Genomic DNA, 26,409 nt, shown 5'->3' on the forward strand with positions numbered 1-26,409 from the left:
GAATGGCGGTCGCGCGACTATTGGTTGCCGTGAGTATGACCATCGGAGTAACGCTTTCACTTCAGAACCGAGTCGACAGTGCGGTGCAACTCGCGCGGGAAGCTCACGAGGCCGGACTGCGCTCCGCGTGGTTCGGCCAGACCTTCGCGTACGACTCCCCCACACTCGCCGCGATCGTCGGCCGCGAGGTGCCGGGACTGCACGTCGGCACCGCAGCGATCCCGATCTTCGGCCGTCACCCCTTGCTTGTCTCCAGCCAGGCCCAGACGGCCCAGGCCGCGACCGGCGGCCGCTACCACCTGGGCCTCGCGCTCGGCACAAAACAGCTGACCGAAGCGGCTTTCGGTTTCCCGTACGAGCGTCCCATCGGCCGGCTCCGCGAATTCCTCACCGCCTTGCGCCAACTTCTGGAGACGGGCAACTCCGACTTCCACGGCGAGCTGCTCAACGCCACCACACCCCTGCCGGCGCAAGTACCTGGTGCCGAGCCACCGGTACCGCTCCTGGTGGCCGCCATGGGCCCGCAGGCACTGCGTGTCTCGGGTGAACTCGCGGACGGCATCCTGCCGTTGCTGGCCGGTCCGCGCGCGCTCTCCGAGCACATCGTCCCGGCCGTCACGGCCGCGGCCGAGGTAGCGGGTCGACCCGCGCCCCGGATCGTGGCGTTCGTGCCCGGCGTCGTCACCGCCGACGCCGAGACGGTACGGGAGACCGCGACCGGGACTCTCTCGTTCTACGAGCAGTTCCCCTCCTACCAGCGTGTCATCGGGCTCTCCGGCGCCACCCGGGCCGTCGACCTCGCCGTCATCGGCGACGAGGAGACTGTCGCCGCCGAGGTGCGCCGGTACCGAGAAGCCGGGGCGACCGAGGTGGTGTTCACATCGACGGACCTGGGCGGCGAGGCGGACCGACGCCGTACATGGAAACTACTCGGAGAGCTGGCGAACGCCTGAGGCGCGCCGGTGGTGCCCTTGCGAGTGCCGCTAGCGAGCAGCGCGGCGGCCTGGATGCCGAGAGCCGCGAGTTCGCGTGTCCAGGCGCACCAGCAACAGGAGATGCTGCGGCTTGTCCATCGGGAGGTGGGTGAGCAGGCCGGCGAGGACGGCACAGTCGGTGTCGAGGAACCTGGGCTTGCCGACCTGGCGCTAGAGGACCAGCAGTTGGTGTCACAACGCCAGGATCTCGATGTCATTGTTCCGCTCACTCATCGGCAGTAGGCACGAGAGCGCGGAGGTGTTGGTCGCGGCGAGATAGACCGGGCGAAGCAGCATTACAGATCACGAAGACGTAGATACCCTGATCAGACGAAGGCCCTGACACTAGTGGCGGACACGGCCCGGAAACTGTCGATCAAGACCGTGACCTGGGTGGATGATTCATTGGCAGCCGCAGCGTCCGCGTCTTCGAAGTCCCTGGTCCCGCGCTTTTCGCGGGTTCGTCCGTCGGCCAGCGGACCGTCTTCACGACGCTTGACCCACCAGGTGTCGCGACCCTACGCCGCCGCAGCTTCGAGGACTCGACTGGCCGGCTCCCGCGGGAGGACCCGCCGCGGATTGCCGCCCACGTGTCTCCCCTTCTGCCGGTGTTACTCAGAACACGGTGCACCCCGCCCTTCCCTATCGCCAACCGATCTTGTCCCTGCGCACACGCCGTGTCCGCTCCTTGCCGGGACGGGCCGAACTGCGCGGTGGCGGGAGGCAGTTCTGGCGGCCTTCGTCCGGGCACAGGCCCATGGCCCGCAGAGGCGGGGGCCAGCGTCGTGGCGAGTGCCGTGACCTGGTCTACAACGCGGGACCGCATCGCCGCGTCGGACACAACTCGTACGGGCCAGCCACCCGCCTGGTGTCAGCGCAGCAGGTCCCGTACGGCCTCGAAGGCGGCCGTAACGGTGGCCGGGTCCGCACCGGGGCGGGCCAGCGCGCTCATGGCGATCGGGGCGACCGAGGGCAGCCCGTCGTACGGGGTCAGGCCGTCGGGGGCGGGTCCGACCGCGGCCAGCAGAGCCACGCCCTGGCCGGTGCGGGCGATGTCCAGAACGCCCGCCAGATAGCCGGCGTCGCCGACCACCGAGGCCGCCACGCCGTGCGCGGCGAGGGTCGCGATGGCCCGGCGCCGGATCGCGCAGGGGTCCTCGATGGCAACGAGCGGAACTGGAATGGGCGCAGTGGGCGGCGCCCAGCCGGGTGTCGCGTGCCAAGTGAGCGGCAGTCCGCCGACCGGAGTGCCCTCGGTGGCGGCGGCTTCAGTGACATACACCGCTACGTCCACGCTGCCGCGCTCCACGGCCTCGACGAGGCGTGCCGAGCGGTCGATGCGGAAGCGCACCCGGCAGCCGGGGCGCACCTCCTGGACGGCGGCGGTGAGCCGCGGCAGGAACTGGTCGGCGGCATGCTCGGTGGAACCGACGGTGACGGTGTCGCCGTCCGTGTCGAGCAGGGCTCGTACCGCCTGGTCGTGGACAGCGAGGATACGGCGGGCTTGCTCCACGAGCAGCCGCCCCTCGGGCGTGAACCGCGTACCGCGGCCCTCGCGTTCGACAACCGGGCGGCCGAGCGTCTTCTCCAGCCTGCGCACGTGCTGACTGACCGCGGACTGGCTGAGGGCGAGGGAGTCGGCCGCGCGATGGAAGCCGCCGCGGTCGGCTATCGCGGTCAGGCTGCGCAGGGCCACGATGTCGAGGACAGGTTGGGGCATGCGGTGACCGTAGCCCGCTTCCAGTACCGATCGCGATTGCTTATCGGTTTCGATGCGGAATCGTCGTTGGACGCGATCGGTCGCGGCCGGTCATGATGAGGCCATGCTTCACACGACCGCTTCCGCTGCCTTCCTGACGCAGCGCCGAGTCATCGACTTCGGCGTGGCGAGCAGCGCGCGCTGTCGCTGAACTCCTGAAGAGCTCCGCGATCTCCTGAAGCGCTCCGCCGACCGTCACTGACGCGTCCGGCCCGCTGAGCCTCCTCCCTCGCATCCCTCCCGGGTCGCGTGCTGTCCGACTGACACGTGACAACGGGTTCTGAGCAGTGCCTCGCGCCGCCATATGCCCCTGTTCCCCTGCCCCTCAAAGGAGTTGCCCCCTCATGCCCACATCTCTCTCCTCCTGGAACGAACCCGAAGGACTCGCCGCGCGCGGCACGCTGATCGTGCTGGCCGGGCGGGGCGAACACGGCGGCGTGTACGAGCGGTTCGGCCGCCGGCTCGCGTTCGACGCCTACCGCGTGCGTGCCCTCGGTGACCCGTCCGCGGACCCGTCGGTGCTCGAAGAGGCCGCCAAACTCCTCGCCGACGAGACGCTGTCCGGGCCGAAGGTGCTCGTCGGCTCGGACACCGGGGCTCGGTACGCCGCCCACCTCGCCGCCGAGCAGACGCCCGGGATCGACGCTCTGATCCTCGCCGGCCTGCCTACCGCCCCCTGGGTCGCCGGGAGCTGGGACGCCGAACTCGAGGCACGCACCGCCTGCCCCACCCACCGGGGCCGTCTCACGAACGACCCGGACTTCCGGCGCGGATCCCTCGACGAAGCCTCGGACCTACCGGAGCTCCGCCTCGATCTCGTCCGCGTCCCGGTGCTGGCCCTGCACGGCGCGGAGGACACCGTCAGCCCCCTCGACCAGGCGCTCAGCGCGTACGCGGGATTTGCCGGGGTGCGGACCGTCACTTTCAACAGCGGCCGCCACGACGTACTGAACGACGCGCTGCACCGCACGGCCGCCGCCACGGTCGTCCTCTTCCTGGAGCGGCTGCGCCTCTCCGCCGAACTGCCCCTGATCGCCGAGGACCTCGCATGACAGCCCGCGTGACGACGACGGTCGCCGAGCTCGACACCCTGCTGCACTCCGACGCCCCGCCGGTGCTGCTCGACGTCCGCTGGGCGCTCGGCGATCCGCATGGCCGCGTCCACTATGCGGCCGGGCACATCCCTGGTGCGGTGTACGTCGATCTGGACACCGAGCTGGCCGCGCCGCCGAGCCCGACCGGTGGCCGTCATCCGCTGCCGGACCTTGCGGATCTGCAGGCCGCCGCGCGGGGGTGGGGCGTGCGGGCCGGGCGGCCGGTCGTGGTGTACGACGACTCGGGGAACACGGCCGCGGCTCGGGCGTGGTGGCTGCTGCGCTACGCCGGCGTGGCCGACGTGACACTCCTGGACGGGGCGTTGAGTGCCTGGCGCTCGGCCGGGCAGCCCCTGGAGTCCGGTGCGCCCGCCGATCAGGCGCCGGGTGACATCGTTTTGCGTCCGGGCGGGCTGCCGGTCACCGACGCGGACGGTGCCGCCGAACTCGTCGCGAGGGGGCTCCTGTTGGATGCCCGAGCGGCCGAGCGGTACCGGGGTGAAGTGGAGCCGGTGGACCCGCGTGCGGGCCACATCCCGGGCGCGGTCTCCGCGCCGACCGGGGAGAACCTCGCGGCCGACGGGACCTTCCTGCCCGCCGAGGTGCTGCGCAAGAGGTTCGCGAGCAGGGGCGCCGCCGAAGCCGCCCGCGTCGGCGTCTACTGCGGCTCCGGCGTCACCGCCGCCCATCAGATCGCCGCGCTGGCCCTGGCCGGTTTCGACGCGACGCTCTTCCCAGGTTCCTGGTCCTCCTGGTCCGCCGATCCCGCACGTCCCGCCGTGACCGGCCCCCTGCCGTCCTGAGGCGACGCGAGAGGAATTCCCCCATCATGACGACAAAACCGATCGGTCTGACGGCCACAGCGCCGCCGGATGAAGACGACCCCACACCCGAGATCGACATCGCGCCCTCGAAGGGGGCGCCCGCACCGCGCGTCATCATCCGCGGCACCGCGCGCACGGCCCGCCGTCTTACCGTTCCCCGCTCGGTACGCCGTGCCGCAGGGCCCGCGGGTCTCGTACTCCTCTGGCTTCTGACGTCGACCACCGGCGTACTCCCCGAGTCCGTGCTCGCCTCGCCCATGGACGTGCTGGATCAGGCCGTCGAACTGACGAAGAGCGGCGAACTCCCCAGCGCCATCGCCGCGTCGGGACGCCGGGCCGCCACCGGCTTCCTCATCGGTGCGGTGATCGCGCTGAGCCTGTCCCTGCTGGCCGGTCTCTTCCGGCTCGGGGAGGACGTCATCGACTCCTCGATGGGCATGTTCCGGGCGATCCCCTGGGTGGGTCTCATCCCCCTGTTCATCGTCTGGTTCGGCATCGAGGAGACCCCGAAGATCGCGCTGGTCGCGCTCGGCGTGACCTATCCGCTGTACTTCAACATCTACGGCGGCATCCGCTCCACCGACTCCCAACTCGTCGAGGCCGCACGGATGATGGGCCTCAGCAGGCTGGGCCTGATCCGGTACGTCATCCTGCCCAGCGCGCTGCCCGGAGCGCTGGTGGGTCTGCGGTACGCGCTCTCCACCGCCTGGCTGGCGCTCGTCTTCGCCGAGCAGGTCAATGCCGACGCCGGGCTCGGCTACCTGATGAGCAACGCCCAGCAATACTTCCGCACGGACATCATCGTGCTCTGCCTCGTCGTGTACGCGCTGCTCGGTCTCGCCTGTGACTTCGCCGTACGCATCCTCTCGCGCCGGCTGCTGACCTGGCGATCCAACTTCGACGGCGAGGCCTGACAATGACCGCCTCTGTTCTCAACAGCGTAGAGATCCGCGGGCTTTCACGCGCCTTCGACGGCCACACCGTCCTGCACGATCTCGACCTCGACATCCGCGAGGGCGAGTTCGTGGCCCTGCTCGGCCACAGCGGCTGCGGCAAGTCGACCCTGCTGCGCATCCTCGCCGGGCTCGACGACGAGATCGGCGGCGAGGTCACCGTGCCCGAGCGGCGCAGCGCCGCCTTCCAGTCACCCCGGCTGCTCCCCTGGCTGAAGGTGTGGCGCAACGTCATCCTCGGGCTGCCCGGACGGCCCGACCGCACGCTCGCCGAGCGGGCACTGGACGAGGTCGGCATCGCGGAGCGGGCAGCCGTCTGGCCGAAGACTCTCTCCGGAGGTCAGGCCCAGCGTGTCTCGCTGGCACGCGCTCTCGTCCGCGAGCCCGAGCTCCTGCTCCTCGACGAGCCGTTCGGCGCGCTGGACGCGCTGACCCGGGGCAGGGTGCAGCAGCTGGTCGCCGAGCTGTGGCAGCGGCACGGCTGCGCGATCCTCCTGGTCACGCATGACGTGGAGGAGGCGCTGCTGCTCGCCGACCGTGTTCTCGTGATGGACGAGGGGCGCATCGCCCACGACCTCACCGTCGACCTGCCCCGCCCCCGGGATCTCACCGCGCCCGAGTTCGTCACCCTCCGCGCCCGCCTCCTCGGATGGCTCGGCGTTATCCACACCAACGCTCCGGCCGACGCCGGCACCCGTACCCCCGAAGGGATCCCCTCGTGATACGCCGACTCGCCGCCGCCGCGCTGAGCCTCTCCGCCCTGCTGACGCTCACCGCCTGCGGCGCCGACTCCTCTGCCGACGCCGCCGGCAGCGAGGACGCGGTCACCCTGACCATCGGTGACCAGGCCAAGACCCTCCAGACCATCGTGGCCGCCTCCGGCGCGCTCAAGGGTGCCGACTACAAGGTGAAGTGGGCGGAGTTCGAGGGTGCGGCCCCGCTCTACCAGGCCGTTCAGGCGGGCGCCGCCGACACCGCGTACTCCGCCGATCTGCCCGCACTCCAGGCGCTCAGCGGCGGGGTGAAGTTCAAGAACGTCGCCGCGCTCAAGAACGACGGCCGGCACGTCGGAATCGTCGTCCGCAAGGGCTCGGGCATCAGCCGCGTCAAGGACCTCAAGGGCCAGAAGGTCGTGGTGTCCTCGGCGAAGGGCAGTATCTCCGAGTACCTGCTGGCCAACGTGCTCAGGCAGAACGGACTCAAGTACTCCGACGTGAAGGTCCAGTACCTGCTGCCGACCGACGCGCAGGCCGCTTTCTCCTCCGGGAAGCTCAAGGCCTGGGCGACCTTCGGCGTATACCAGGCCGTCGGCCTGGGACAGGGCGGCCGCCTCCTCGTCGACGGCGCCGACGGGCGCGTCAGCGGGTACGGCTTCATCGGCGCCTCGGACAAGGCGCTGGCGAACTCGGCGAAGAAGGCCGCGCTCAGTGACTTCCTGCGGCGCCTGACCACGGCCCTGACCTGGACGAGTACACACCAGGACGCGTACGCCGACGCCATCGTCGAGCGCAACGGCGCCGACGCCTCCGTGGCCAAGACGCTCGCCTCCGCCGCGTACAGCAAGGTCCTGCCGATCACCTCCGATGTGAACGGGACCGTTCAAGGCGTGGCCGATCTGATGCACGGCATCGGCGTCCTCGACCCGAACGTGGACGTGGCGAAGTCCGCCGACACCTCCGTCCTCAAGTGACCTTTTGAAGCCCGCAAGCGGCCTTTCGAAGCAAGGAGTTCACAATGCCTGTCGAGTTCATCAGCGCTGTCCACACCGACTCCGGGGCGTCCGGTCCCGCCGCGAGCGCGCGTACCGGCTTCGACCCCGACTACGTACGCCGCTACGCCCGCGCCCTGGACGACGGCGGCTTCGACCACACCCTGGTCGCCTACCACTCGGCGTCCCCGGACGCCCTCCAGCTGGCACAGTTCGTCGCCACGCACACCGAGCGCATCCGCCCGGTCCTGGCACACCGGCCGGGCGTCATCTTCCCGACCCATGCGGCTCGCGCCTTCGCGACGCTGGACCGGATCAGCAACGGGCGCCTATCCGTGCACATCATTTCCGGCGGCAGCGACGAGGAACAGCACCGCGAGGGCGACTACCTCAACAAGGCCGAGCGGTACGAGCGTTCGGACGAGTACATCCAGATCCTGCGCAAGGTGTGGACAGCGGGCGGGCCGGTCTCGCACGAGGGCAAGCACTACAAGTTCGAGGGCTTCCACTCCGACGTGCGGCCCGCGAACGGGCTCGTACCGATCTCGGTGGGCGGTTCTTCGCAGGACGCGTACCGGGTGGGCGGACAGCAGGGCGACATCTTCGGGCTGTGGGGCGAGCCACTCAAGGAGACGGCCGAGCAGATCGCCGCCGTCAACGCGGTCGCCGACGCCGCTGGGCGTCCCCGTCCGAGGATCTGGGTGTCGTTCCGCCCGATCATCGCGCCCACCGACGAACTGGCCTGGGAGAAGGCACACCGCACACTCGGCGTGCTCCAGGAACAGGCGGCGGGCACCGAGCTGTTGCGCCACTACCGGACGACGGGGCGTCCAGCCAACGTCGGCTCGCAGCGACTGCTCGACATCGCCGAGCGTGGCGAGGTCCACGACCGCTGCCTGTGGACAGCCCCTGCGGCCGCCACCAATGCCGCGGGCGCCTCCACCGCGCTGGTCGGCTCCCCAGAGACGGTCGCCAAGGCGCTGCTCGACTACGTCGACATCGGCTGCGACCTGCTGTCGATCCGCGGCTATGACCCCCTCAACGACGCGATCGACTACGCCCGTTACATCCTGCCGCTGGTCCGTCAGGAGCTCGCGCACCGCGCCGCGACCTCCCAGGCCGCCTGACCCCCCTTCCACCCATCATGGAGATTCCGTGTTCCGGCACACCCTGCGCGCGTCCGCCGCCGCCCTCGTCCTCCTATGGCCGTTCGCGGCAGCCTGCGGGACCTCGGCGAAAGCCGAGTCCGCATCCGACCTGTCGCCCGTGACCCTGAACGTCGGCGCCACCGGCTGGAAGAACGAGGAGGCGATCCTGAAGTTCGCCCACCTCGACGACACCCCGTACAAGGTCGAGTGGAGCCTCTTCCAGGGCGGTGACCAGCAGCTCCAGGCCATCCGGGCCGGAGCCCTCGACGTCGCCTCCTCTAGTGAGATCCCGCCGATCTTCGCGGCGGCCGACGGGAAGCCCAACTTCGAGGTCGTCGCCGTACAGCGCGCCGCGACACTCAATCAGGAGGTCGTCGTCCCCAAGGGCTCCGAGGTGACCGACATCGCGGACCTGAAGGGCAAGAAGGTCGGATACGTCCAGAACACCACCGCCCACTACTTCCTGTACGAACTGCTGAAGCGGGCAGGCCTGAAGTGGTCCGACATCGACGCCAAGCCCCTCCTGCCCAACGACGGACTCGCGGCCCTGAACGGCGGCGGCATCGACGCCTTCGCCTCGTACGGCACGTCGATCATCACCGCCCGCGATCAGGGCGCCGTCACGGTCGGCTCGGGCAAGGACATCCTGTCGGGCAACTTCCTCTGGTCGGCGCGTGACAGCGTGCTCGAGAGTCCCGCCCAACGGGCCGCCACGGCCGATCTAATCGCCCGGATCAGCCGCGCGTACGCGTACGTCCGCGACGGGCGCCAGAGCGAGTTCGCCAAGGTGATCGCCAGGACCACCCACCAGCCCGTCGTCCAGGCGGAGAAGGATTTCCGCGACGCGCAGGCGCAGGAGCCGACGCAAGCCAGGACCGTCGGTGACGACACGGTCACCTCACAACAAAAGGTGGCCGACGCCTTCACCGAACTCGGCACGCTCAAGTCGCGCTTGGACGTCAAGTCCTTCTGGTCCCGCAAGCTGAACACCGACCTCAAGAAGGCACTGTGAACGCGCACGTGACGGCCCGCCTCGCCGAACTGGCCCCCGGATACGACCAGTCGGCGACGTTCCCCGCCAAATCACTCGAGGCCGTCCACGGCGCCGGACTGCTCACCGCCACCGTCGGCGAGCGGTACGGCGGCCGAGGCGCCGGGTTCGCCGAGACCGCGCGCATCCTGCACACGCTCGGCCAGGGAGACCCGTCCGTCGCCCTGATCACGGCGATGACGCTCAACACCCACGCCCGGCAGGCCGCGCAGCCGCACTGGCCCGACGAGGTGTACGCGCGGGTACTCAAGGAGTCCGAAGAGCGACCGGTTCTCATCAACCACGCGCGCGTGGAGCCCGATCTCGGCTCCCCCGCGCGTGGCGGCCTGCCCGCGACGCGCGCCCGGCGCACCGCCGACGGCTGGTCAGTCAGTGGCCGCAAGCGGTTCGTGACCGGCGCCGACGGGCTCGACTGGTTCCTCGTATGGGCCACCACCGACGAGCCGGAGCCGCGCGTGGGCACCTTCCTGGTCCCGGGCGGCTCCCCCGGCATCGAGATCACCGACCGGTGGGACCAGCTGGGGCTGCGCGCGAGCGGCAGCCACGATGTGGAGTTCCGCGAGGTGCAGATCCCGTACGAGCACGTCGTCGGCCTGGGCCCGCACGGTCCCTCCTCCGAGCAGGACAACCGGGCGGGCGCGGCCCTCCATCTGCCGCTGGCCGCGCTCTACCTGGGTGTCGCGCGGGCCGCGCAGGCCTTCTTCCACACCTTCGCGCACTCCCGCGTGCCCGCCAATCTCGGTCATTCAGTGGCCCGTACGGAACGCTTCCGGCGGACAGCCGGGGAGATCGAGGTGCTGCTCGGCGCGGCCGAACAGCTGGTGTTCGACGGTGCCGCCCGGGTCGACGCCGGCGACTCCTCGTACACCCCGGAGCAGGCACTCGGCGCGCGCGTACTGGCCGACCGCCACGGCGTACGGGCCGTGGAGCTGGCCGTACGCCTGCTCGGCAATCCGGGCCTGGCCCGAGGCAACCCCTTGGAACGGCACTTCCGCGACATCCAGTGCGCGCCTGTGCACGCACCCCAGGAGGACATATCCCTGCTCGCGATCGGAACGAAGGCATTGAACGACACGAAGGCACAGGACCTGTGACAACACCGGCAGCACCGGCAGCACCCGCGACCACCACGTCCGCCAGGCTCCTCGGCCTCCTCGCCCGCGACCTGGCCCCCGACCGGCTCACCACCGACCCACCCACGCTCGCCGCGCACGCCACCGACCGCTCCGGCACACGGCCCGACGGCATCCCCCTGGCAGTCGTACACGCCCAGCGGACCGAGGACGTGACCGTCACCCTCCGGCACGCGCACGCCCTGCGCGTGCCGGTGGTCCCCCGTGGCGCGGGCACCGGCCTCTCGGGAGGGGCGACGGCGGGCGAGGGCGACCTCGTCCTGGATCTGTCCGGGATGAACCGCATTCTCGAACTGTCGCCGGACGACCAGCTCGCGGTCGTCGAACCCGGCGTGATCACAGCGGAGTTGGACAGGGCGGCAGCCGCACACGGGCTGCGCTATGCGCCCGATCCGGCGAGCGCGGCCCTGTCCACGATCGGCGGGAACATCGCGACCAACGCCGGTGGGCTGCGGTGCGCGAAGTACGGGGTGACGCGGGACAGCGTGCTCGGCCTGGAGGTGGTGCTCGCGGACGGCACGGTCGTACGCACCGGCCGCCGTACGGTCAAGGGCGTCACCGGCTACGACCTCACGGCCCTGCTCACCGGCTCCGAGGGCACGCTCGCCGTGATCACGTCGGCGACACTGCGGCTGCGGCCCGTCCCGGTGGCGACGGCCACGCTCGCCGCGTACTTCGCCTCCTTCGAGGCCGCTGCCGAGGCCACGTACGCAATCGGGCGGGCCGGGGTCGAACCCGCTCTGGCGGAGCTGGTCGACGGGCCGGTGCTACACGCCATCGACCCCGCGCTGCGCGAGCGCGGCTCGGCCCTGCTGCTCGTGCAGTGCGACGGCGCGGGCGCGGCGGCCGAGGCGGAGACGGTCGCCCGGCTCCTCGCCCCGCTGGCCACGACGGTCGAGACGACGGCGGACCCGGCCGAGGCCGAGGCCCTGCTCGCCGCCCGTCGGCTGGCCCTGCCCGCGCTGGAACGCCTCGGCCGTCCACTGATCGAGGACATCGCGGTGCCCCGTTCCCGGCTGGCGGAAGCGGTCACCGAGATCCGCGCCATCTCCATACGCCACGACGTGCCCGTCTTCACCATCGCGCACGCGGCGGATGGAAACCTCCATCCGATCATCGTCGTGGACCCTTCGCTGCCGGGGCTCCCGGACGCCGCCTGGGAGGCGGCCGGAGAGATCTTCGCGCTGGCCCTGCGGCTGGGCGGCACGCTCACAGGCGAGCACGGGGTGGGTGTCCTGAAACGGCAGTGGGTGGCGGACGAACTAGGGCCCGCGGCGCATGCGTTGCAGCGACGGCTGAAGGATGCCTTCGACCCGCAGGGGATCCTCAATCCGGGTAAGAGCCTCTGACCAGCGTCTTCCCGCAGTGGCTGCGCCGGCGCTGCGCCTGCCGATGATTCATCCGCCCAGGTCACCCGTTCCCAGCCGGGGTCAGCGACCGCGTCCTGGGTCACTCAGGCGATCAAGAACATGGCCATGGACCCGGAAGACGCTGGCACCAAGGCCAAGTTCGTCATCCGCGACCGCGACGCGAAGTACCCCGCCGTCATCGACGAGGTCCTCGCCGGCGCCGGCATCCGAACCATTCTCACGAGCATCCGGATGCCATGCATGAACTCGGTCATGGATGCTGACCAGCAGAGCGGTGCGCCCGAGCGGGAGGTACTCCATCGTCGCTACGCTCACGCCGGGTAGGGAGCGGCGTTGCGCGCAGACCGGAGCGCGGCAGCCCACCAGGCCAATTGGTCGAGCAGCGTCTTGGCGTACCCGGGGGCCTCAGGGGCGAGGGGATGGCCGTCCTGCCACGCCGTGAAGTAGTTCGGAAAGGCCAGACCATCGCGAATCGTCACCGCGTGCAACTCGGTCAGCACGTTCTCCAGGTGCAGCACCGCGTGCCGACCACCTGCTGCACCGCCGTAGCTGACGAAGGCGACGGGCTTGGCCGTCCACTGGGTGAAATGCCAGTCGATGGCCGCCTTCAACGACGCGGGATAGCTGTGGTTGTACTCCGGGGTGACCACGATGAACGCGTCAGCGTTCTCCAGAGCCGACGTCAGTGCCGCCATCCCTGCCGGACGGGGGTAGTCATCGCCGGCGAACTTCGGCGATGCCGCAGGCAGCGCCAACGGGATGTCGATCTCGGCCAGATCGACGACTTCCACATCGAAACCACCGTGAATGCCTGCCTGTTCGACGACCCACGAGGCCACAACGGGGCCGAAACGTCCATCCCGGACGCTTCCGACGATGATCACCAGCTTGTGCTTAATCTTTTCCATGCCCACCACGATCAGGCCGCTCCGTGGCTCCAGCCAGACCGTATTCAGGCTGGCCCCCACAGGGCCAGCCTGAGCACTCCGCGATCAGCGGGCAGCACCCTATGCTCCCAACATGGGTACGCCGTTAGGGGACTTCATCCGGGCCAAGCGCGACAGCACCCAGCCGGAATCGCTGGGCCTACCGGATCGCGGCCGCCGCCGGTCACCGGGTCTACGACGCCTGGATCTCGCCGCGCGGGCCGGCATCAGCGTCGAATACCTGACCCGCATCGAACAGGGCCGTGACCGTAATCCTTCTGTGGCGGTGGTGAACGCGCTGGCCGATGCGCTCAACCTCGACCCGTCGGAACGCAACCACCTGCGCTACCTCGCAAAGATCACTGGCGGCGAATGTTCCGCTCACACCCGGCCCGCACCGCCGCGCCGCGACGTCCGTCCGTCGGTCCTGGAGACACTCCGCCTCCTTGAACCGGGGATCGCCATCGTGACCAACCGGCTGGGCGACATCCTCGCCCACACCGGCGGCTACGAGTCCGTGACCAGCGGAACCGGACTGCTCGACGCCGACACCCCGAACCTCACCCGCTACCTCTTCACCGACCCTCGCGCCCGGACGTTCTTCGCCGACTGGGACGACGTCGCGGACGAGCAGGTCTTCGACCTGTGGCTCGCGCCGTCCGTCGAGAACTCCGAGTGGCTCACCCGAGAACTAGCCCCCATCGCCAGCCCCGACTTCACGCGCCGCCTGAACCGTCACGTGGTTCCGCAACGTGGAGCCCTCCGCCTCAACCACCCGTCCGGATGCGAGCTGCTGCTGCTCCGCGAGACGCTCGAACTCTCCTCGGGCGCTCAGCAACTGGTCGTCTTCCTCCCCGCGGACGAGAGGACGGCCCAGGCCGTCGACCAACTCCGCCGCCGGTCCCCCAGCCGGCTCCGGGTAATCTCCTGACTCCCCTTGACCCCACGGGACCCGGGCCGGATCGCAAATTTGGACATACGACAGCGAGCACGACTAGGCGGCACCCTCCACGAATACCAACATGCGGCCTGACCAGCATGGATGAGGTATTCGGCAAGCGCACCGCACTGGGCATAGCGCCAAGTTCACGGCGAACTCAAAAGGGGCGCGCGCGTCGTAGGGACCACACCTCCGCCCGCCGGGCCGATCGGGACGGCGCCGTGCGCCGCCGGTCGTCGTCAATCACAAAGGCCTCGGCCCGCTGCCTGTTCCTGGCGTGCGCACCTGAAGGATCCGGGTGCGAGTGCGCAGGGTGAAGCCGATCGACTGGTACAGGCGGATCGCCGTCTTGTTGGTGGCCGCGGCATGCAGGAACGGTGTCTCCCCGCGTTCTCTGATGCCCGCCGCGACCGCGCGTACCAGTCGCGTCGCGAGGCCCTGCCCGCGGTGGGCCGGGTCGGTGCAGACCGCGCTGATCTCCGTCCAGCCGGGCAGCCGCAGCCGTTCACCGGCCAGCGCGATCAGCCTCCCCTGTTGCCTGATGCCCAGGTAGGTGCCGAGCTCCACGGTCCGTGCGAGGAACGGCCCCGGTCGGGTGCGGGCGACCAGCTCAAGGATCTCCGGTACGTCGCCGGGCCCAAGCCGCACCGCCTCCGGCGCGTGCTCGGGCCGGAGGGACACATCGACCAGCTGGACTCCGCGCCCGCCACCGACCACCTCCCACCCCGACGGAACCCGGTCAACCCCCTTCACACGCACGGTCGTCGACGGTCCGGCGAGCGTGTGCAGGTCCGCCCAGGCGGCGGGGTCCGCGGGATCGGCGAGCGCGGCGAACCCGTACATGTCCGCCGGGTAGCGGGCAGCCCTGCCCAGCCTCTCGGCGAAGTGGATGTGTGGTCCGGTCAGGGCGGCCCAAACGGCGTTGTCCAGATGTCGTGTGTTCGGGGTGATCGCGGCTCCGTCGCCACGAACGTCGATCGGATACGCCACGGAACAGGGGCCTTTCGTGATGCGTGAGCGGGCATCGAGTTGCGACGGACCGGGCGCCGTACAGGAAGGACGGGGGTGGTCTCCTCACATCTCGAGGGATGGTGAGGGAACGTCAAAAGCATCGACACGCGCAGGCATCCACCCGTGCCAGATCCACGTACAACCTGCGGTAGAGCGCTTGAGGGCTTTGGCTCACCTGCCCATGTCTAGCAGGCAGACGACCGAGGATTCATTGCAGAGGCATGAACTTTGACGGCCCGGCCGCAGAAGTCAACTGCCGCTGTCCAGGCACTTTCTTCAGCAATACCCGCTTCGTGATTGCCGAGCACAACCCACTCGGCCGGGGAGCGGCTGCCTATCGCCCCGGGGAACGCGCGGGCCGCGTTTCCGGGGCGACGGCCGGTCCTCGGCGTCGACCTGGGCAGGTCCGGCCTGGCGGCGAACGGCTGCCAGCCCTTCGCTGCAGGGAGTCACGTCGGGTGGGCCACGGCTGAGCGTAGTTGGCGGTGAACGTCCACTTCTTGGCGTCCTTGTCGGACGTCCACTCGGTGGCGAGCCGGGGCTGGAGTCCGAAGTCCTTGTCCAACCAGACCAGATAGTCGGCGACGAGCTGAATGATGGCGACCGCCGAGCCGTCGTACGCGGTGACCGGGTCCACGAAGGTGGGCGGCGGGGGCGTGCCGTCGCGTAGGGTGCCGCCCCTCTTCGCGGGCCCGTTGGGCTTGCTGCCGCCGGACTTGGTGTCGCCGGGTGCGCAGGCGGCGAGCAGCGCGGCCAGCGAACCGGCTCCGACGGCGGCCAGGAAGCCGCGGCGGGAGGTGCCGGGCAGGACCTCCCGCCAGACGCGCGGCGGGGCGCCGACGGTGGTACCGGGGTCGTTCCCGGTGAGCGGTCCAGGCATGGCGATGTCTCCAGGGGAGGGAGATGAGCGGGTGAGGGGACGCCGCGTACGGAATCAGTCGGCGGGCACCGGCGGGCACCGGCGGGCACCGGCGGGCACCGGCGGGCAGCATGGAGCGACGGCCGGCGATACGTAGGTGTGCCACCGGCACCGAGCCGACACTGATGTGCCATCGGCCCACCGGGCCGATACTGCGGAAATGAGCGTGCCGGGAGACGCGCAGCGCCGGGGCGCTGCGACGCGCGAGCGGCTTGCGCAGGCGCGCGTGGCCTACCGGATCAGTCAGCCGTACACCGGCACGCGACCACACGCAGCAGGTCCACATGGAGCCTGCGCGTCAGAAGAGTGGTCGCTGTCGTCGTCACCCGTCATTCCTACCGAGCCCGCCCGGACGCCCGCAACGGTCCAGCTGTTTCAGCTTCGAGACAGCTGCATGACGTCACGTCGATTACCCTCCCCTGGCCGGCACTTGGGTGCCTACGCTGGTCGGGTGGCCATCGATCAAGGCGATCTCCGCACCCCCCAGGACGGCCCTCCCTCCGTAGAAGACCTGGTTCACTCCGCCAGGTCCCGGCTGGACCGACTCACACCCGAACGGGCCGTCACCGAACTGGCCCACGGGGCGCTGCTGGTGGACCTGCGCCTTGAGCCAACGAGGCGGCTTGGAGGTGAGATCCCCGGCTCTCTGCTCCTGGACCGCAACGACCTGGAGTGGCGGCTCGACCCGTGCAGCAAATGGCGCATCGAGGAAGCGGTCGATCACGATCTGCGGGTCATCCTCATGGACAGCCGGGGCGATGTCTCCAGCATGGCCGCGGTCGGCCTCCATGTGCTGGGGCTGCGCCGCACCACTGATGTGATTGGCGGATTCGACGCCTGGCAACGGGCGGGGTGCCCGGTGGTCCACAGCGTCACGATGACCGGTTCGTACGTCGGGGTGCCCGGCGGGGCGATAGTGCTGGATCACGGCGGTCAGGGAATGGTGGTCAACGGCCGGCCAGTACCGCTGACCCGCCTGGAGTTCAAGGTGATGGCCACGCTGCTACGGGCAAGCGGCGGTGTGGTCTCACGGGAGCAGTTGCGGGCCGACATCGGCGACTGGGCCGGCAGCCGCAGCCGCTCGGTGGACCTCCATGTCCACCGCATACGCCGTAAGTTGGGCCGTGAACTGGCCGCCTCGCTCACCACGGAATGGGGGGGTTGGCTTCCGGCTGCGCACGGGGGGCGCGACGGAGGACGAACCGGGGCGCGAGAGCGATCCGAGGCGGGACGATTGAGGACGAGGCGCGTCGGCTCGGGAGGAGGCGTGCGGGGCTCAGGGCTGTGTTTGGGTGTGCCCGCGTTGCAGCGCGGGTCGGAAAGGTACGCCCATGGTCAACGTAGTCACCGCCGACAGCTCCACCAGTCCGCTCTTTGCGCGTCGGATCGAGCTGGGCGGGAGGCCTACGGGTAGGTTCCGCCGGGCGCCCGCGGAGCCGGCGCATCAGGGGCGGGCTATTCGCGAGTGATCGCGCTGCCGAGGGAGCCCGCCTGGGCCCGCAATGACGCGTGCAAGGCCCGCACGGCCCTCGGCACGTCGCCCGTGCGGCGCTGCAACACCACCAGCACGCGTGTCGTCTCATCAAGAAGCGGTCGGTACGTGATCAGGCCCGCCCGCTCCAGCGGGTCGCCCGCCACGCTGAAGTCGGGCAGCAACGTGACGCCCAGGCCCTCGGCGACCAGGACCTTGCCGAGTTCGGCGCCGTCCGTGGAGTAGGCGAACTGCGGGGCGCTGCCGCTGAACAGCCGGTGGGCGTAGCGGTGCATGACATAACCCGTGCGCATCCCGATCAACGGGACCCCCGCCAGGTCGGCGGGGGCGAGGGCGCTCCGCTCGGCCAGTGGGTCGTCGGCGCGCAGGCACACCACCGGGCGGCCGCGCAGCAACTCGGTCGTGTGCAGGTCGGGCGGAGTGTCGTCGCCGTCGAGGTAGTTGACCAGACCGAGGTCGAAGCGGCCCTCGCGCAGACCCCGGTGGATGTCGTCCTGTTGCGAGCCGACCATTTCGACCTGCGTCGCTGGGTGTTCGGCGCGGAAGTCGCGGACAGCGGGCACGAGGAGCGGAACCGTCGCCGCGTTCACCGTGCCGACCCGTACCATCCGGCTGCTGTGGTGCTGGTCGTGCGCCGCGCGGCGCAGTCGGTCCACAGATTCCAGGACACCGATGATGTGGGGCAGCAGCTCCCGCCCCTCGTCGCTGACCTTGGCACCCGAGCGGTGCCGGTCGAGCAGTGCGACGCCCAGTTCACGCTCCAGGTTGCGCACCGTCTCGCTCAACGCGGGCTGGGAGATGTGCAGTTCGGACGCCGCGCGGCGCAGCGAGCCGAGCCGGGTCACCGCCTCGATGTACTCCAGCTGTTCGGTCCGCACCCGGATCTCCTTGCTACCCCCAACGTGTAAGGGAAACCCTATCAGGGTCTCGTGATTACCGACTCGACGGACCGGCCGAACGGCTGCTTGAATCGGGGCATGGATGCAGGGCGACAGGAACTCACGCGGCGACGTCACGTCGACCTCGCGCGGGTCTGTAGTGCCGCCTGTTGCCTTTCCAGCTGAGCCCTTTCGCGGCCTCTCGCACCCGAACTCCTCCCGCCTGCCCGGCGGTCGAGGACTGCCATGTGTGCGACCAGCTCCCCAGCCGCGGCCGCCGCGTCGCATTCGCGGCCCGTCCCTGTCGCGCCCGTTCCGCAGCCCGACTCACTCATCCTGCAAGGACTTACTGTGGCCTTTCTCCTCACCCTCACCGGCAGCGCCTCCGCCCCCGGCGCCTCCCGTACCGCCCATCTCGTCGCGCACCTGGGGCGGCAGTTCGCCGAGGACGGCCACGAGGTCCGCCACTTCGACGTGCGCAGCCTGCCCGCCGAGGCGCTGCTGTCAGCCGACGCCAAGGACCCCGAGGTCGCGCGGGCCGTCGAGCTCGTGGCGCGCGCCGACGCGCTGATCGTCGCCAGCCCCGTGTACAAGGCCGCGTACTCGGGAGTCCTGAAGACCTTCCTCGACCTGTTGCCGCAGTACGCGCTGCGTGACAAGGCCGTGCTGCCGCTGGCCACCGGCGGTTCCCCCGCACACGTCCTCGCCGTCGACTACGCGCTGCGCCCCGTACTCACCTCGCTGGGCGCCGACGTCGCGCAGGGGTGGTTCGTCCTCGACCGACACATCACGGTCGACGCCGACCGCACCGTCACGCTCGCGCCCGAGGCACACGACGCGCTCGCCCCGGTCGTCGAACGGTTCCGCGCCGCCCTGCCCGCCGGCTCCCGGCTCGCCGCCGCCTGACCCATGGCTATCGGCTTTCCCTTTCACCTCACCGTCCCTCACTCCGCGGAAAGGCCCACGCCATGAACCGCGCCACCCACACCACCCGTGTCACACCGTTCGGCCCGGACAGCACGGAAGCCGAGGTACTGGTCGTTGTGCGGCAGTTGGCTGCCCGGTTCAGCACCGAGGATGCCCGGCGCGACGCCGAGCGCATCCTTCCGTACGAGGAGATCCGCACCCTGAGCGGAGCGGGCCTGTTCACCCTGAGCGTGCCGAAGGCGTACGGCGGGCCCGGCCTCTCCACGCGCACGCTCGGCGAGGTGTTCACTGAGCTGGTCGCGGGCGACGCGAGCATCGGGCAGATCCCGCAGAACCACTTCTTCTTCGTCAATGTCCTGGCCAGTGCCGGGACACCGGAGCAGCAGGCGTTCTTCTACGAGGAGATCCTCCGCGGCCGCCACTTCGCCAACGCCCTGTCCGAGCGCGGCTCGCGCACCGCACGGGACTTCGAGATCGGCTTCGCGCGGCAGCCCGACGGCAGCCGGATCCTGAACGGCACCAAGTACTACGCCACCGGCACCCTGTTCGCGCACTGGATCCCCGTCTACGCCGCCGACGAGGAGGGCCGGGTACACGCGGCCTGGGTGCCCGCCGACGAGCCCGGTGTCACCGTCGAGGACGACTGGAACGGCATGGGGCAGCGCACCACCGGCAGCGGCACCGTCCGCTTCGAGCAGGTCCGGGTGCCCGCCGAGCGGATCGTGCCGGTGTACACGATCTTCGAGAAGGACGAGGTGTTCGGCGCGTTCGGGCAGTACCTGCACGCCGCCATCGACACCGGCATCGCGGTCGCCGCGCTGCGCGACGGGAAGCGGCTCATCCACGAACTGGCCCGGCCCCGCAAGGAGACCGGCCTGGACCGGGCCGCCGACGAGGAGGCGATCATCGATCTCTTCGGGGAACTGGCGCTGGGCGTGCGCACCGCCCGCGCCCTGCTGCGCGAGGCGGGAGACGCCGTGGACGCGGCCCGCGCCGACCTAAACACCCTTACCGCGGCGGAGGCTTCGGCCGCCGTCGCCGCGGCCCGCGCCCACTCCGACGAGGTCTCCCTGAAGGTCTCCAGCGGCATCTTCGAACTGATCGGCACCCGCGCCGCCGACCGGGATCTCAACCTGCACCGGCACTGGCGCAACGCTCGCACCCACACCCTGCACGACCCCCGCCGTCTCAAGCTCCGCTACCTCGGCGGCTGGGAGCTCAACGACACCCCGCCGCCCGCCAACGGCCTGGTCTGACCCCCGCCCTGCCTAAGGACTCCCATGTCTCTGACCTTCCACTGGTTCCTGCCCACCAACGGCGACAGCCGCCACATCGTCGGCGGCGGCCACGGCGTCCCCACCGGCTCGGCCGGCGGCGACCGCCCCGCCTCGCTCGCCTACCTCGGCCAAGTCGCCCGTACAGCCGAGCAGCTGGGCTTCGACGGGGCGCTCACACCGACCGGCGCCTGGTGCGAGGACGCCTGGCTGACCACGGCGATGCTCGTCGAGCAGACGGAGCGCCTGAAGTTCCTCGTGGCGTTCCGGCCAGGGCTGGTCGCACCCGCGCTCGCCGCGCAGATGGCCGCCACCTATCAGCGTCATTCGGGCGGGCGGCTGCTCCTGAACGTCGTCACGGGTGGCGAGGACCACGAGCAGCGCGCGTACGGCGACTTCCTCGACAAGGAGGCCCGCTACGCCCGCACCGACGAGTTCCTGCACATCACCCGTGCCCTGTGGCGCGGCGAGACCGTCGACTTCGACGGGGAGCACGAGCGGGTCGCCGAGGCCCGACTGACCCGGCTGCCCGACCCGGTGCCGCCCGTCTACTTCGGCGGCTCGTCGAAGGCGGCGGGCCCGGTCGCCGCGCGCCACAGCGACGTGTACCTCACCTGGGGCGAGCCGCCTGCGCAGGTCGCCGAGAAGATCGACTGGATCCGGACGCTGGCGAAGGCGGAGGGCCGGGACATCCGCTTCGGCATCCGGCTGCACGTCATCGCGCGCGACACGGCGCAGGAGGCATGGGCTCAGGCGCACCGGCTGCTGTCCGGCATCGACCCGAAGATCATCGCGAACGTCCAGGCGGGGCTCGCCCGTTCGGGATCGGAGGGGCAGAAGCGGATGCTCGCGCTGCACGGCGGCAGCGCCGACGGCCTGGAGATCTACCCGAACCTGTGGGCCGGCGTCGGCCTCGTGCGAGGCGGCGCCGGCACCGCCCTCGTCGGCTCGCACACCGAGATCGCCGACCGTATCGCCGAATATCACGCCCTGGGCATCGACGAGTTCGTGCTCTCCGGCTATCCGCACGTGGAGGAGGCGTACTGGTTCGGCGAGGGCGTGCTCCCGGTGCTCGCCGAACGCGGGCTGTGGCACCACCCGGACGCGGCGGGCCTCGACCGGACTCCGGCGGCGGTTCCGTTCGCCTCGTAATTCACCTGGACGCGGCGAACGGCCCCGGGAGTGCCACTCCCGGGGCCGTTCGCCGTTTTCTAACCTCGCCGGTGGCGAGCCGCCGGGTGCGACGCGGGCAGCCGGTCGCCGCGCCCGAACAGCTTCTGCCGCAGCGTGCCCTCCTCGTACGCCGTCTTCAGCAGGCCCCGCTTCTGCAGCACCGGCGCCAGGTTGTCGGAGAAGTCCGTGAAGGTGCCCGGGCTGGTGACGTACGCGAGGTTGATGCCGTCGACGCCCGCGTCCCGCCACCGCTCCAGCTCGTCGGCGATCCGCTCCGGCACCCCGGCGATCGGCCGTGTCCAGGCGCGCGCTCGCAGCACCTCGCCGAACGTCCACGTCTTGTCCGGCGCCCCCTCGACCAGCGAGCGTACGAACCCCTGCACCCCGTTCGTGTCGATCTCGCCGACCGGGGCGTCGAAGTCGACCTGAGACAGGTCGAGTTGGAGCGAGCCCGACATGTGCGCGGCGAACCCGTCGAGGCTCGTGTGCTCCCGGTAGTCGGCGAGCTTGCGCTCCGCCTCCTCCTCGGTGCTGCCCACGATCAGCGTCAGCCCTTGGAAGAACAGGATGTCGCCACCGTCCCTGCCGTACGCCACCGCCCGAGCCCGCACGTCCTCCACCTGCGTCCGCGCGCCCTCCGGCGACACGGCCCCGAGGAAGACGGCCTCCGCGTTCCGGGCCGCGAACTCCCGTCCCCGCTCGGACGATCCGGCCTGGAACAGGATCGGCGTGCGCTGCGGTGACGGCTCCGAGAGGTGGGGGCCGTTCACGCGGTAGAAGCGGCCCTCGTGGTGGACGTCGTGGATGCGGGCCGGGTCGGCGTACACGCGCCGCTCGCGGTCGCGGACGACGGCGCCCTCCTCCCAACTCCCCTCCAGGAGCTGGTAGAGCACGTCCGTGTACTCTTCGGCGCGCTCGTAGCGCTCGTCGTGCAGCGGCAACCCGTCCAGGCCGAGTCCTTTCGCCGCCGACTCCAGGTACGACGTGACGATGTTCCACGCGACGCGGCCCTTGGTGAGGTGGTCGAGGGTGGAGAGTCGGCGGGCGAAGTTGTACGGGGGTTCCTGGAGCACCGACTGGGTGAAGGCGAGGCCCAGGTGTTCGGTGGCGTGGGCGATCGCCGCGACGAGCAGCGACGGGTCGTTGACCGGGATCTGGAGCCCTTCGCGGACCGCCGTGTCGCGGGAGCCACGGTATGTGTCGTACGTGCCGATGACATCGGCGAGGAAGAGCGCGTCGAAGTAGCCGCGCTCCAGGGTCCGCGCGAGCTCCGTCCAGGTCTCCAGGTCGGTGTAGGAGGTCTGGCTGGTGTCGTCGCGCACCCACTGGCCGTGGTTGATGTGCGAAACGCAGTTCATGGCGAAGGCGTTGAAGCGCAGGGGGCGGGGTGCGGAGGCGTTGGTCATCGGGTGGCTCCGGTGGTGGCGGTGGGGTGCGGGTGAACGGCGGCCAGCAGGGCTCGTGTGTAGGGGTGTCGAGGGGCGGCGAAGAGGTCCTCGGCGAGCCCCGACTCCACCACGCGGCCGTCCTTCATCACGAGAACGTCGTCGCTGACGTGTCGGACGACGCCGAGGTCGTGGGAGATGAACAGATAGGCCAGGCCGAGGGAGTCCTGGAGGTCGGCGAGCAGGTCGAGGACCTGGGCCTGCACGGAGACGTCGAGCGCGGACACCGGTTCGTCGAGGACCAGGACGGCGGGGTTCGGTGCCAATGCCCGTGCCAGGGCGGCCCGTTGACGCTGGCCGCCGGAGAGCGAAAGTGGATGCCGGTCGAGGGTGTCGTCCGGGAGGCCGACCTGCGCGGCGAGTTCGGTCACCCGGCGTGCGGCCTCGTCGGGCGTCGAGAGCGGATGCCCCGGGCGCCGCAGTCGTACGGCGTCGATCAGCGAGCGGCGCACGGTCCAGCGCGGGTCGAACGCGGACAGCGGGTCCTGGTGCACGAGCTGGATGCCGTGCCGGCGCGGGCGCCGTTCCCGTTCGGGCAGCGCGCTCCAGGGCTCGCCGTGCAGGGTGATTGTGCCCGTGTCGGGCCGGGTCAGGCCGAGCGCGATCCGGGCCGTCGTCGACTTGCCGGACCCCGACTCGCCCACGATGCCGAGGGTGCGGCCCGCCGCGAGCGCGAAGGACACGTCGCGTACCGCGTCCCGGCCGCCGTACGCCTTGTGGAGCCCGTCGGCGGTGAGGACGACCTCGTGCGGGCGGCGGTTGGGCGCGGGCGCGGCCGTCCGGGCCGGGGTGAGCCGCGCCCCCTTCGGGTGGAGCGCCGGGTCGGCCGCCAACAGACCCTGGGTATAGGAGTGTTGAGGGTCTTCGAGAACGTCGCGGACGCTCCCCTCCTCCACGATCTCGCCGCCGCGCATCACCGCCACCCGGTCCGCGAGCCGCCGTACGACTCCCAGGTCGTGCGTGATGAACAGCAGACCCCGCTCCCGGCTGCGGGCCGCCGCCAGCAGGTCGAGGATCTGCGCTTGCACCGTCGCGTCCAGTGCCGTCGTCGGCTCGTCAGCGATGAGCAGCGGCGGGTCGAGCGCGAGTGCGGCGGCGATCAGCGCGCGCTGGCGCAGCCCGCCGGACAGCTCGTGCGGGCGCTGGGCGGCGCGCAGTTCGGGATCCGGGATGCCGACCTGCGCCATCACCTCGAGGACGCGGGCCCGGCGCGTGGCCCGGTCGCCGTGGCCGTGCAGCCGCAGTCCGTCCTCGATCTCCTTGCCGACCGGGCGCAGTGGGTCGAGCGAGACGAGCGCGTCCTGGAGCACGAACCCGATGCCCCGGCCGCGGACGCGGCGCCAGCGCCGTTCGCGCCAGCCGCGGACGTCCTCGCCCCGCCAGGTCAGCTCGTCGGCCGCCACCCGAGCACCGGCACCGGTCAGGCCGACCAGGGTGCGGGCGGTGACGCTCTTGCCGGAACCGGACTCGCCGACGAGGGCGACGGTCTCGCCGCGGCGCACGGTGAGGGAGATGCCGCGTACGACGTCCCGGTCGCCGAACCCGACGGTCAGGTTCCGCGCGGAGAGCAGCACGTCGGAGTTCTCAGGGGGATCGGTGGTCATCAGCTGCTCCTCGTGTCGAGCCACGCCTGCAGACGGCGCCCGAGAACGGTCGTGGACAAGGTGGTCAGGACGATGAACAGGCCCGGGAAGAACGACGTCCACCAGGCGTACTGGAGGAAGGTGCGCCCGTCCGCGAGCATCGCGCCCCACTCCGCGGCCGGCGGCTGCGCGCCCAGGCCCAGGAAGGAGAGCGACGACGCCCACACCACGGACTGGCCGATGCCGAGCGTGGCGAGGGCGGCGAGCGGGCGCAGCACGTTGGGCAGCACCGTGCGCCGTACGACGCGCGCCGGGGAGTGCCCGAGGCCGCGCGCCGCCTCGACGTAGCCGGAGCGGACGACGGTGGCGGCCTGGGAGCGGATGAGTCGCGCGTACCCGGCGGCCTCACCGATGCCGACGGCGATCGCCGCGGTCACCGCGCCCGTGCCGAACACGGCGATGAAGAGCAGCGCGAGCAGCAGCCCCGGGAAGGCGAAGAGGACTTCGAGGACCCGGCCGACGGCGAAGTCCGCGCGGCGCCCGCCGAGCGCCGCGCCCAGGCCGAGCACGATGCCGAGGCCGAGCGAGATCGCCGTGGCGCCCAGCCCGATGAGGAGGGACTGGCCGGCACCGTACACGACGCGTGTGTACACGTCGCGGCCGTTCTGGTCCGTGCCGAACCAGTGCGCGGCAGAGGGGGACCGGAAGAAGTCGGCGGGCCTGATCGCGTCCGGGGCGTACGAGGTGAGCAGGCTGGGGACGAGTGCGGCAACGACGACCAGGGTCAGGAAGAGCCCGGCGGCGAACAGCCCCGGACGGAGCCTGGGCCGCCTGCGGGCCGGGGCCAGGGCGGCGGTCAGTGCGGTCACGGTCAGATCTCCCGAGGGGTGCGGACGCGCGGGTCGACCACCGCGTACAGCAGGTCGACGGCGAGGTTGACGAGGACGTACACCGTGGCGATGAGCAGCACGATCCCGGTGACCAGCGGCAGGTCGCGGGCGATCACGGCGTTCAGGAGCGCCCGGCCGACGCCCTGGCGCGCGAAGACCGCCTCCACGACGACCTCGCTGGAGAAGAGCGCGCCGACCGCCCAGCCGGACAGGGTCAGCGGCGGCAGCAGCGCGTGCCGCAGCGCGCGCCGGGCGCGGACCGCTCCCGGGCTCATGCCGCGCAGCCGCGCCGACGTGATGAACGGCTGGTCGAGGGTCGTGAGGAGCGCGCCGCGCGTCACCTGGCCGAGATACCCGGCGAGCGGTACGGCGAGGGTCAGCGCGGGCAGGACGAGCCCGGTGAGTCCGGTGCCGCCCGCGACCGGGAACCAGCCGAGACGGAACGCGAACACGTACAGGAGCACCACACCGAGCCAGAAGTGCGGCAACCCGGCGGCGATCGTCTCGAGCCCCGAGCCGAGGGCCCGGCCGATAGTCCCCCTGCCGGTCGACAGGAGGACCACAGCCCCGGTGATCAGCCATGCGAACAGCAGGGCCAGAGCGGTGAGTTGGAGCGTCGACGGCAACTGCTCGGTGATGACGGTACCGACGGACTCCTTCAGGGAGGTCGACACCCCCAGGTCGCCGGTGAGCAGCCGGCCGATGTGCTGCGCGTACTGCACGTACAGCGGCTGGTCGAGTCCGTACGCGTGGCGCGTCGCGGCGATCGTCTCCGGTGTCGGATTGGCTCCGGAACCGCCGCCGAGCAGGACGAGCACCGGGTCGCCCGGCACCAGATGCAGTGCGAGAAACGTGACTGTCGCCGCCGCCCACAGCACGAGTGCGGCGCCCGCTACCCGGACAAGAATTCGGCGGTACAAGGGAGTTGCCACAGCTG

General features: G+C 70.8%; 25 protein-coding genes. 16 read left to right on the forward strand and 9 right to left on the reverse strand.

From position 1 onward, the window contains the following. Nucleotides 1-35 precede the first annotated feature (35 nt). Entirely contained in the window at nucleotides 36-953 is a 918-nt protein-coding gene (locus CG723_RS31625) for an LLM class F420-dependent oxidoreductase (protein ID WP_100596930.1), read from the forward strand. Nucleotides 954-1,845: 892 nt separating this feature from the next. On the opposite strand, the gene CG723_RS31635 is transcribed toward CG723_RS31625, so the two are convergent. Then, on the reverse strand, nucleotides 1,846-2,694 hold the full coding sequence (locus CG723_RS31635; protein WP_100596931.1) for a LysR family transcriptional regulator: 849 nt from the start codon (nucleotides 2,692-2,694) through the stop codon (nucleotides 1,846-1,848). 383 nt (nucleotides 2,695-3,077) lie between these two features. On the opposite strand from CG723_RS31635, the gene CG723_RS31640 reads away from it, so the two are divergent. From CG723_RS31640 to CG723_RS31685, 10 genes are all read left to right on the forward strand, one after another. Then, entirely contained in the window at nucleotides 3,078-3,785 is a 708-nt protein-coding gene (locus CG723_RS31640) for an alpha/beta hydrolase (protein ID WP_100596932.1), read from the forward strand. Then, complete coding sequence (locus CG723_RS31645) at nucleotides 3,782-4,630, forward strand: sulfurtransferase (RefSeq protein WP_100596933.1); 849 nt, start codon at nucleotides 3,782-3,784, stop codon at nucleotides 4,628-4,630. The genes CG723_RS31640 and CG723_RS31645 overlap by 4 nt, the downstream gene beginning before the upstream one ends. A 26-nt stretch (nucleotides 4,631-4,656) precedes the next feature. Then, the gene (locus CG723_RS31650) at nucleotides 4,657-5,565 is read left to right on the forward strand and encodes an ABC transporter permease (RefSeq protein ID WP_199841963.1); all 909 of its coding nucleotides are present in this window, start codon (nucleotides 4,657-4,659) and stop codon (nucleotides 5,563-5,565) included. A 2-nt stretch (nucleotides 5,566-5,567) separates the two neighbouring features. Next, nucleotides 5,568-6,326 carry an ABC transporter ATP-binding protein gene (locus tag CG723_RS31655; protein ID WP_100596934.1) on the forward strand — a complete coding sequence of 253 codons (759 nt, stop codon included), beginning with the start codon at nucleotides 5,568-5,570 and terminating at the stop codon, nucleotides 6,324-6,326. Beyond that, nucleotides 6,323-7,294 carry an ABC transporter substrate-binding protein gene (locus CG723_RS31660; RefSeq protein ID WP_100596935.1) on the forward strand — a complete coding sequence of 324 codons (972 nt, stop codon included), beginning with the start codon at nucleotides 6,323-6,325 and terminating at the stop codon, nucleotides 7,292-7,294. The genes CG723_RS31655 and CG723_RS31660 overlap by 4 nt, the downstream gene beginning before the upstream one ends. A 44-nt stretch (nucleotides 7,295-7,338) precedes the next feature. Beyond that, nucleotides 7,339-8,439 carry an LLM class flavin-dependent oxidoreductase gene (locus CG723_RS31665; protein ID WP_100596936.1) on the forward strand — a complete coding sequence of 367 codons (1,101 nt, stop codon included), beginning with the start codon at nucleotides 7,339-7,341 and terminating at the stop codon, nucleotides 8,437-8,439. A gap of 28 nt (nucleotides 8,440-8,467) precedes the next feature. Beyond that, entirely contained in the window at nucleotides 8,468-9,472 is a 1,005-nt protein-coding gene (locus CG723_RS31670) for an ABC transporter substrate-binding protein (RefSeq protein WP_234374631.1), read from the forward strand. After that, on the forward strand, nucleotides 9,469-10,605 hold the full coding sequence (locus tag CG723_RS31675; RefSeq protein WP_234374632.1) for an acyl-CoA dehydrogenase family protein: 1,137 nt from the start codon (nucleotides 9,469-9,471) through the stop codon (nucleotides 10,603-10,605). Before CG723_RS31670 ends, CG723_RS31675 begins: the two co-directional genes overlap by 4 nt. Beyond that, nucleotides 10,602-11,993 carry an FAD-binding oxidoreductase gene (locus CG723_RS31680; protein WP_100596939.1) on the forward strand — a complete coding sequence of 464 codons (1,392 nt, stop codon included), beginning with the start codon at nucleotides 10,602-10,604 and terminating at the stop codon, nucleotides 11,991-11,993. Before CG723_RS31675 ends, CG723_RS31680 begins: the two co-directional genes overlap by 4 nt. A 126-nt stretch (nucleotides 11,994-12,119) precedes the next feature. Next, nucleotides 12,120-12,338, forward strand: a complete 219-nt coding sequence (locus tag CG723_RS31685) for a hypothetical protein (protein ID WP_100596940.1) — start codon at nucleotides 12,120-12,122, stop codon at nucleotides 12,336-12,338. Here CG723_RS31685 and CG723_RS31690 read toward each other — a convergent pair. Continuing rightward, nucleotides 12,326-12,922 (reverse strand): NADPH-dependent FMN reductase, encoded by a 597-nt coding sequence (locus CG723_RS31690; RefSeq protein ID WP_100596979.1) that lies wholly within the window; start codon nucleotides 12,920-12,922, stop codon nucleotides 12,326-12,328. The two genes, CG723_RS31685 and CG723_RS31690, sit on opposite strands and share 13 nt — an antisense overlap. Nucleotides 12,923-13,034: 112 nt before the next feature. On the opposite strand from CG723_RS31690, the gene CG723_RS31695 reads away from it, so the two are divergent. After that, nucleotides 13,035-13,871, forward strand: coding sequence for a helix-turn-helix domain-containing protein (locus CG723_RS31695; RefSeq protein WP_100596941.1), 837 nt, complete (start codon nucleotides 13,035-13,037; stop codon nucleotides 13,869-13,871). 252 nt (nucleotides 13,872-14,123) lie between these two features. On the opposite strand, the gene CG723_RS31700 is transcribed toward CG723_RS31695, so the two are convergent. Then, nucleotides 14,124-14,870, reverse strand: coding sequence for a GNAT family N-acetyltransferase (locus tag CG723_RS31700; RefSeq protein WP_100596942.1), 747 nt, complete (start codon nucleotides 14,868-14,870; stop codon nucleotides 14,124-14,126). Nucleotides 14,871-15,225: 355 nt separating this feature from the next. Then, complete coding sequence (locus CG723_RS47070; RefSeq protein ID WP_100596943.1) at nucleotides 15,226-15,771, reverse strand: twin-arginine translocation signal domain-containing protein; 546 nt, start codon at nucleotides 15,769-15,771, stop codon at nucleotides 15,226-15,228. A 490-nt stretch (nucleotides 15,772-16,261) separates the two neighbouring features. Here CG723_RS47070 and CG723_RS46525 point away from each other — a divergent pair, with 490 nt between their 5' ends. Next, nucleotides 16,262-17,224 carry a winged helix-turn-helix domain-containing protein gene (locus CG723_RS46525; protein WP_234374633.1) on the forward strand — a complete coding sequence of 321 codons (963 nt, stop codon included), beginning with the start codon at nucleotides 16,262-16,264 and terminating at the stop codon, nucleotides 17,222-17,224. Between the two features lie 41 nt (nucleotides 17,225-17,265). On the opposite strand, the gene CG723_RS31715 is transcribed toward CG723_RS46525, so the two are convergent. Next, nucleotides 17,266-18,180 carry a LysR family transcriptional regulator gene (locus tag CG723_RS31715; RefSeq protein ID WP_100596944.1) on the reverse strand — a complete coding sequence of 305 codons (915 nt, stop codon included), beginning with the start codon at nucleotides 18,178-18,180 and terminating at the stop codon, nucleotides 17,266-17,268. 351 nt (nucleotides 18,181-18,531) lie between these two features. Between CG723_RS31715 and ssuE the strand changes: the two genes are divergently transcribed. From ssuE to CG723_RS31730, 3 genes are all read left to right on the forward strand, one after another. Next, nucleotides 18,532-19,086 (forward strand): NADPH-dependent FMN reductase, encoded by a 555-nt coding sequence (gene ssuE / locus CG723_RS31720; protein WP_100596945.1) that lies wholly within the window; start codon nucleotides 18,532-18,534, stop codon nucleotides 19,084-19,086. Nucleotides 19,087-19,148: 62 nt separating this feature from the next. Beyond that, complete coding sequence (locus CG723_RS31725) at nucleotides 19,149-20,363, forward strand: SfnB family sulfur acquisition oxidoreductase (RefSeq protein ID WP_100596946.1); 1,215 nt, start codon at nucleotides 19,149-19,151, stop codon at nucleotides 20,361-20,363. Between the two features lie 24 nt (nucleotides 20,364-20,387). After that, the gene (locus CG723_RS31730) at nucleotides 20,388-21,533 is read left to right on the forward strand and encodes an LLM class flavin-dependent oxidoreductase (RefSeq protein ID WP_100596947.1); all 1,146 of its coding nucleotides are present in this window, start codon (nucleotides 20,388-20,390) and stop codon (nucleotides 21,531-21,533) included. Between the two features lie 59 nt (nucleotides 21,534-21,592). On the opposite strand, the gene CG723_RS31735 is transcribed toward CG723_RS31730, so the two are convergent. Genes CG723_RS31735 through CG723_RS47080 form a run of 4 tightly spaced genes read right to left on the reverse strand, consistent with a single transcriptional unit; the run spans nucleotide 21,593 to nucleotide 26,404 of the window. Continuing rightward, on the reverse strand, nucleotides 21,593-22,960 hold the full coding sequence (locus CG723_RS31735) for an LLM class flavin-dependent oxidoreductase (RefSeq protein ID WP_100596948.1): 1,368 nt from the start codon (nucleotides 22,958-22,960) through the stop codon (nucleotides 21,593-21,595). Continuing rightward, entirely contained in the window at nucleotides 22,957-24,603 is a 1,647-nt protein-coding gene (locus tag CG723_RS31740; protein WP_100596949.1) for a dipeptide ABC transporter ATP-binding protein, read from the reverse strand. The genes CG723_RS31735 and CG723_RS31740 overlap by 4 nt, the downstream gene beginning before the upstream one ends. Then, on the reverse strand, nucleotides 24,603-25,451 hold the full coding sequence (locus CG723_RS47075) for an ABC transporter permease (RefSeq protein WP_234374634.1): 849 nt from the start codon (nucleotides 25,449-25,451) through the stop codon (nucleotides 24,603-24,605). The genes CG723_RS31740 and CG723_RS47075 overlap by 1 nt, the downstream gene beginning before the upstream one ends. A gap of 2 nt (nucleotides 25,452-25,453) precedes the next feature. Then, on the reverse strand, nucleotides 25,454-26,404 hold the full coding sequence (locus CG723_RS47080; RefSeq protein ID WP_234374635.1) for an ABC transporter permease: 951 nt from the start codon (nucleotides 26,402-26,404) through the stop codon (nucleotides 25,454-25,456). Nucleotides 26,405-26,409 lie beyond the last annotated feature (5 nt).

It is taken from the genome of Streptomyces sp. CB01635 (assembly GCF_002803065.1).
Classification (GTDB): domain Bacteria; phylum Actinomycetota; class Actinomycetes; order Streptomycetales; family Streptomycetaceae; genus Streptomyces.

Bases quoted from the DNA above. Each gene is read 5' to 3' on its own strand.
- CG723_RS31625 (WP_100596930.1), top strand. From the start codon at position 36: ATGACCATCGGAGTAACGCTTTCACTTCAGAACCGAGTCGACAGTGCG.
- CG723_RS31635 (WP_100596931.1), bottom strand. From the start codon at position 2,694: ATGCCCCAACCTGTCCTCGACATCGTGGCCCTGCGCAGCCTGACCGCG.
- CG723_RS31640 (WP_100596932.1), top strand. From the start codon at position 3,078: ATGCCCACATCTCTCTCCTCCTGGAACGAACCCGAAGGACTCGCCGCG.
- CG723_RS31645 (WP_100596933.1), top strand. From the start codon at position 3,782: ATGACAGCCCGCGTGACGACGACGGTCGCCGAGCTCGACACCCTGCTG.
- CG723_RS31650 (WP_199841963.1), top strand. From the start codon at position 4,657: ATGACGACAAAACCGATCGGTCTGACGGCCACAGCGCCGCCGGATGAA.
- CG723_RS31655 (WP_100596934.1), top strand. From the start codon at position 5,568: ATGACCGCCTCTGTTCTCAACAGCGTAGAGATCCGCGGGCTTTCACGC.
- CG723_RS31665 (WP_100596936.1), top strand. From the start codon at position 7,339: ATGCCTGTCGAGTTCATCAGCGCTGTCCACACCGACTCCGGGGCGTCC.
- CG723_RS31685 (WP_100596940.1), top strand. From the start codon at position 12,120: ATGGACCCGGAAGACGCTGGCACCAAGGCCAAGTTCGTCATCCGCGAC.
- CG723_RS31690 (WP_100596979.1), bottom strand. From the start codon at position 12,922: ATGGAAAAGATTAAGCACAAGCTGGTGATCATCGTCGGAAGCGTCCGG.
- CG723_RS31695 (WP_100596941.1), top strand. From the start codon at position 13,035: ATGGGTACGCCGTTAGGGGACTTCATCCGGGCCAAGCGCGACAGCACC.
- CG723_RS47070 (WP_100596943.1), bottom strand. From the start codon at position 15,771: ATGCCTGGACCGCTCACCGGGAACGACCCCGGTACCACCGTCGGCGCC.
- CG723_RS31725 (WP_100596946.1), top strand. From the start codon at position 19,149: ATGAACCGCGCCACCCACACCACCCGTGTCACACCGTTCGGCCCGGAC.
- CG723_RS31730 (WP_100596947.1), top strand. From the start codon at position 20,388: ATGTCTCTGACCTTCCACTGGTTCCTGCCCACCAACGGCGACAGCCGC.
- CG723_RS31735 (WP_100596948.1), bottom strand. From the start codon at position 22,960: ATGACCAACGCCTCCGCACCCCGCCCCCTGCGCTTCAACGCCTTCGCC.
- CG723_RS31740 (WP_100596949.1), bottom strand. From the start codon at position 24,603: ATGACCACCGATCCCCCTGAGAACTCCGACGTGCTGCTCTCCGCGCGG.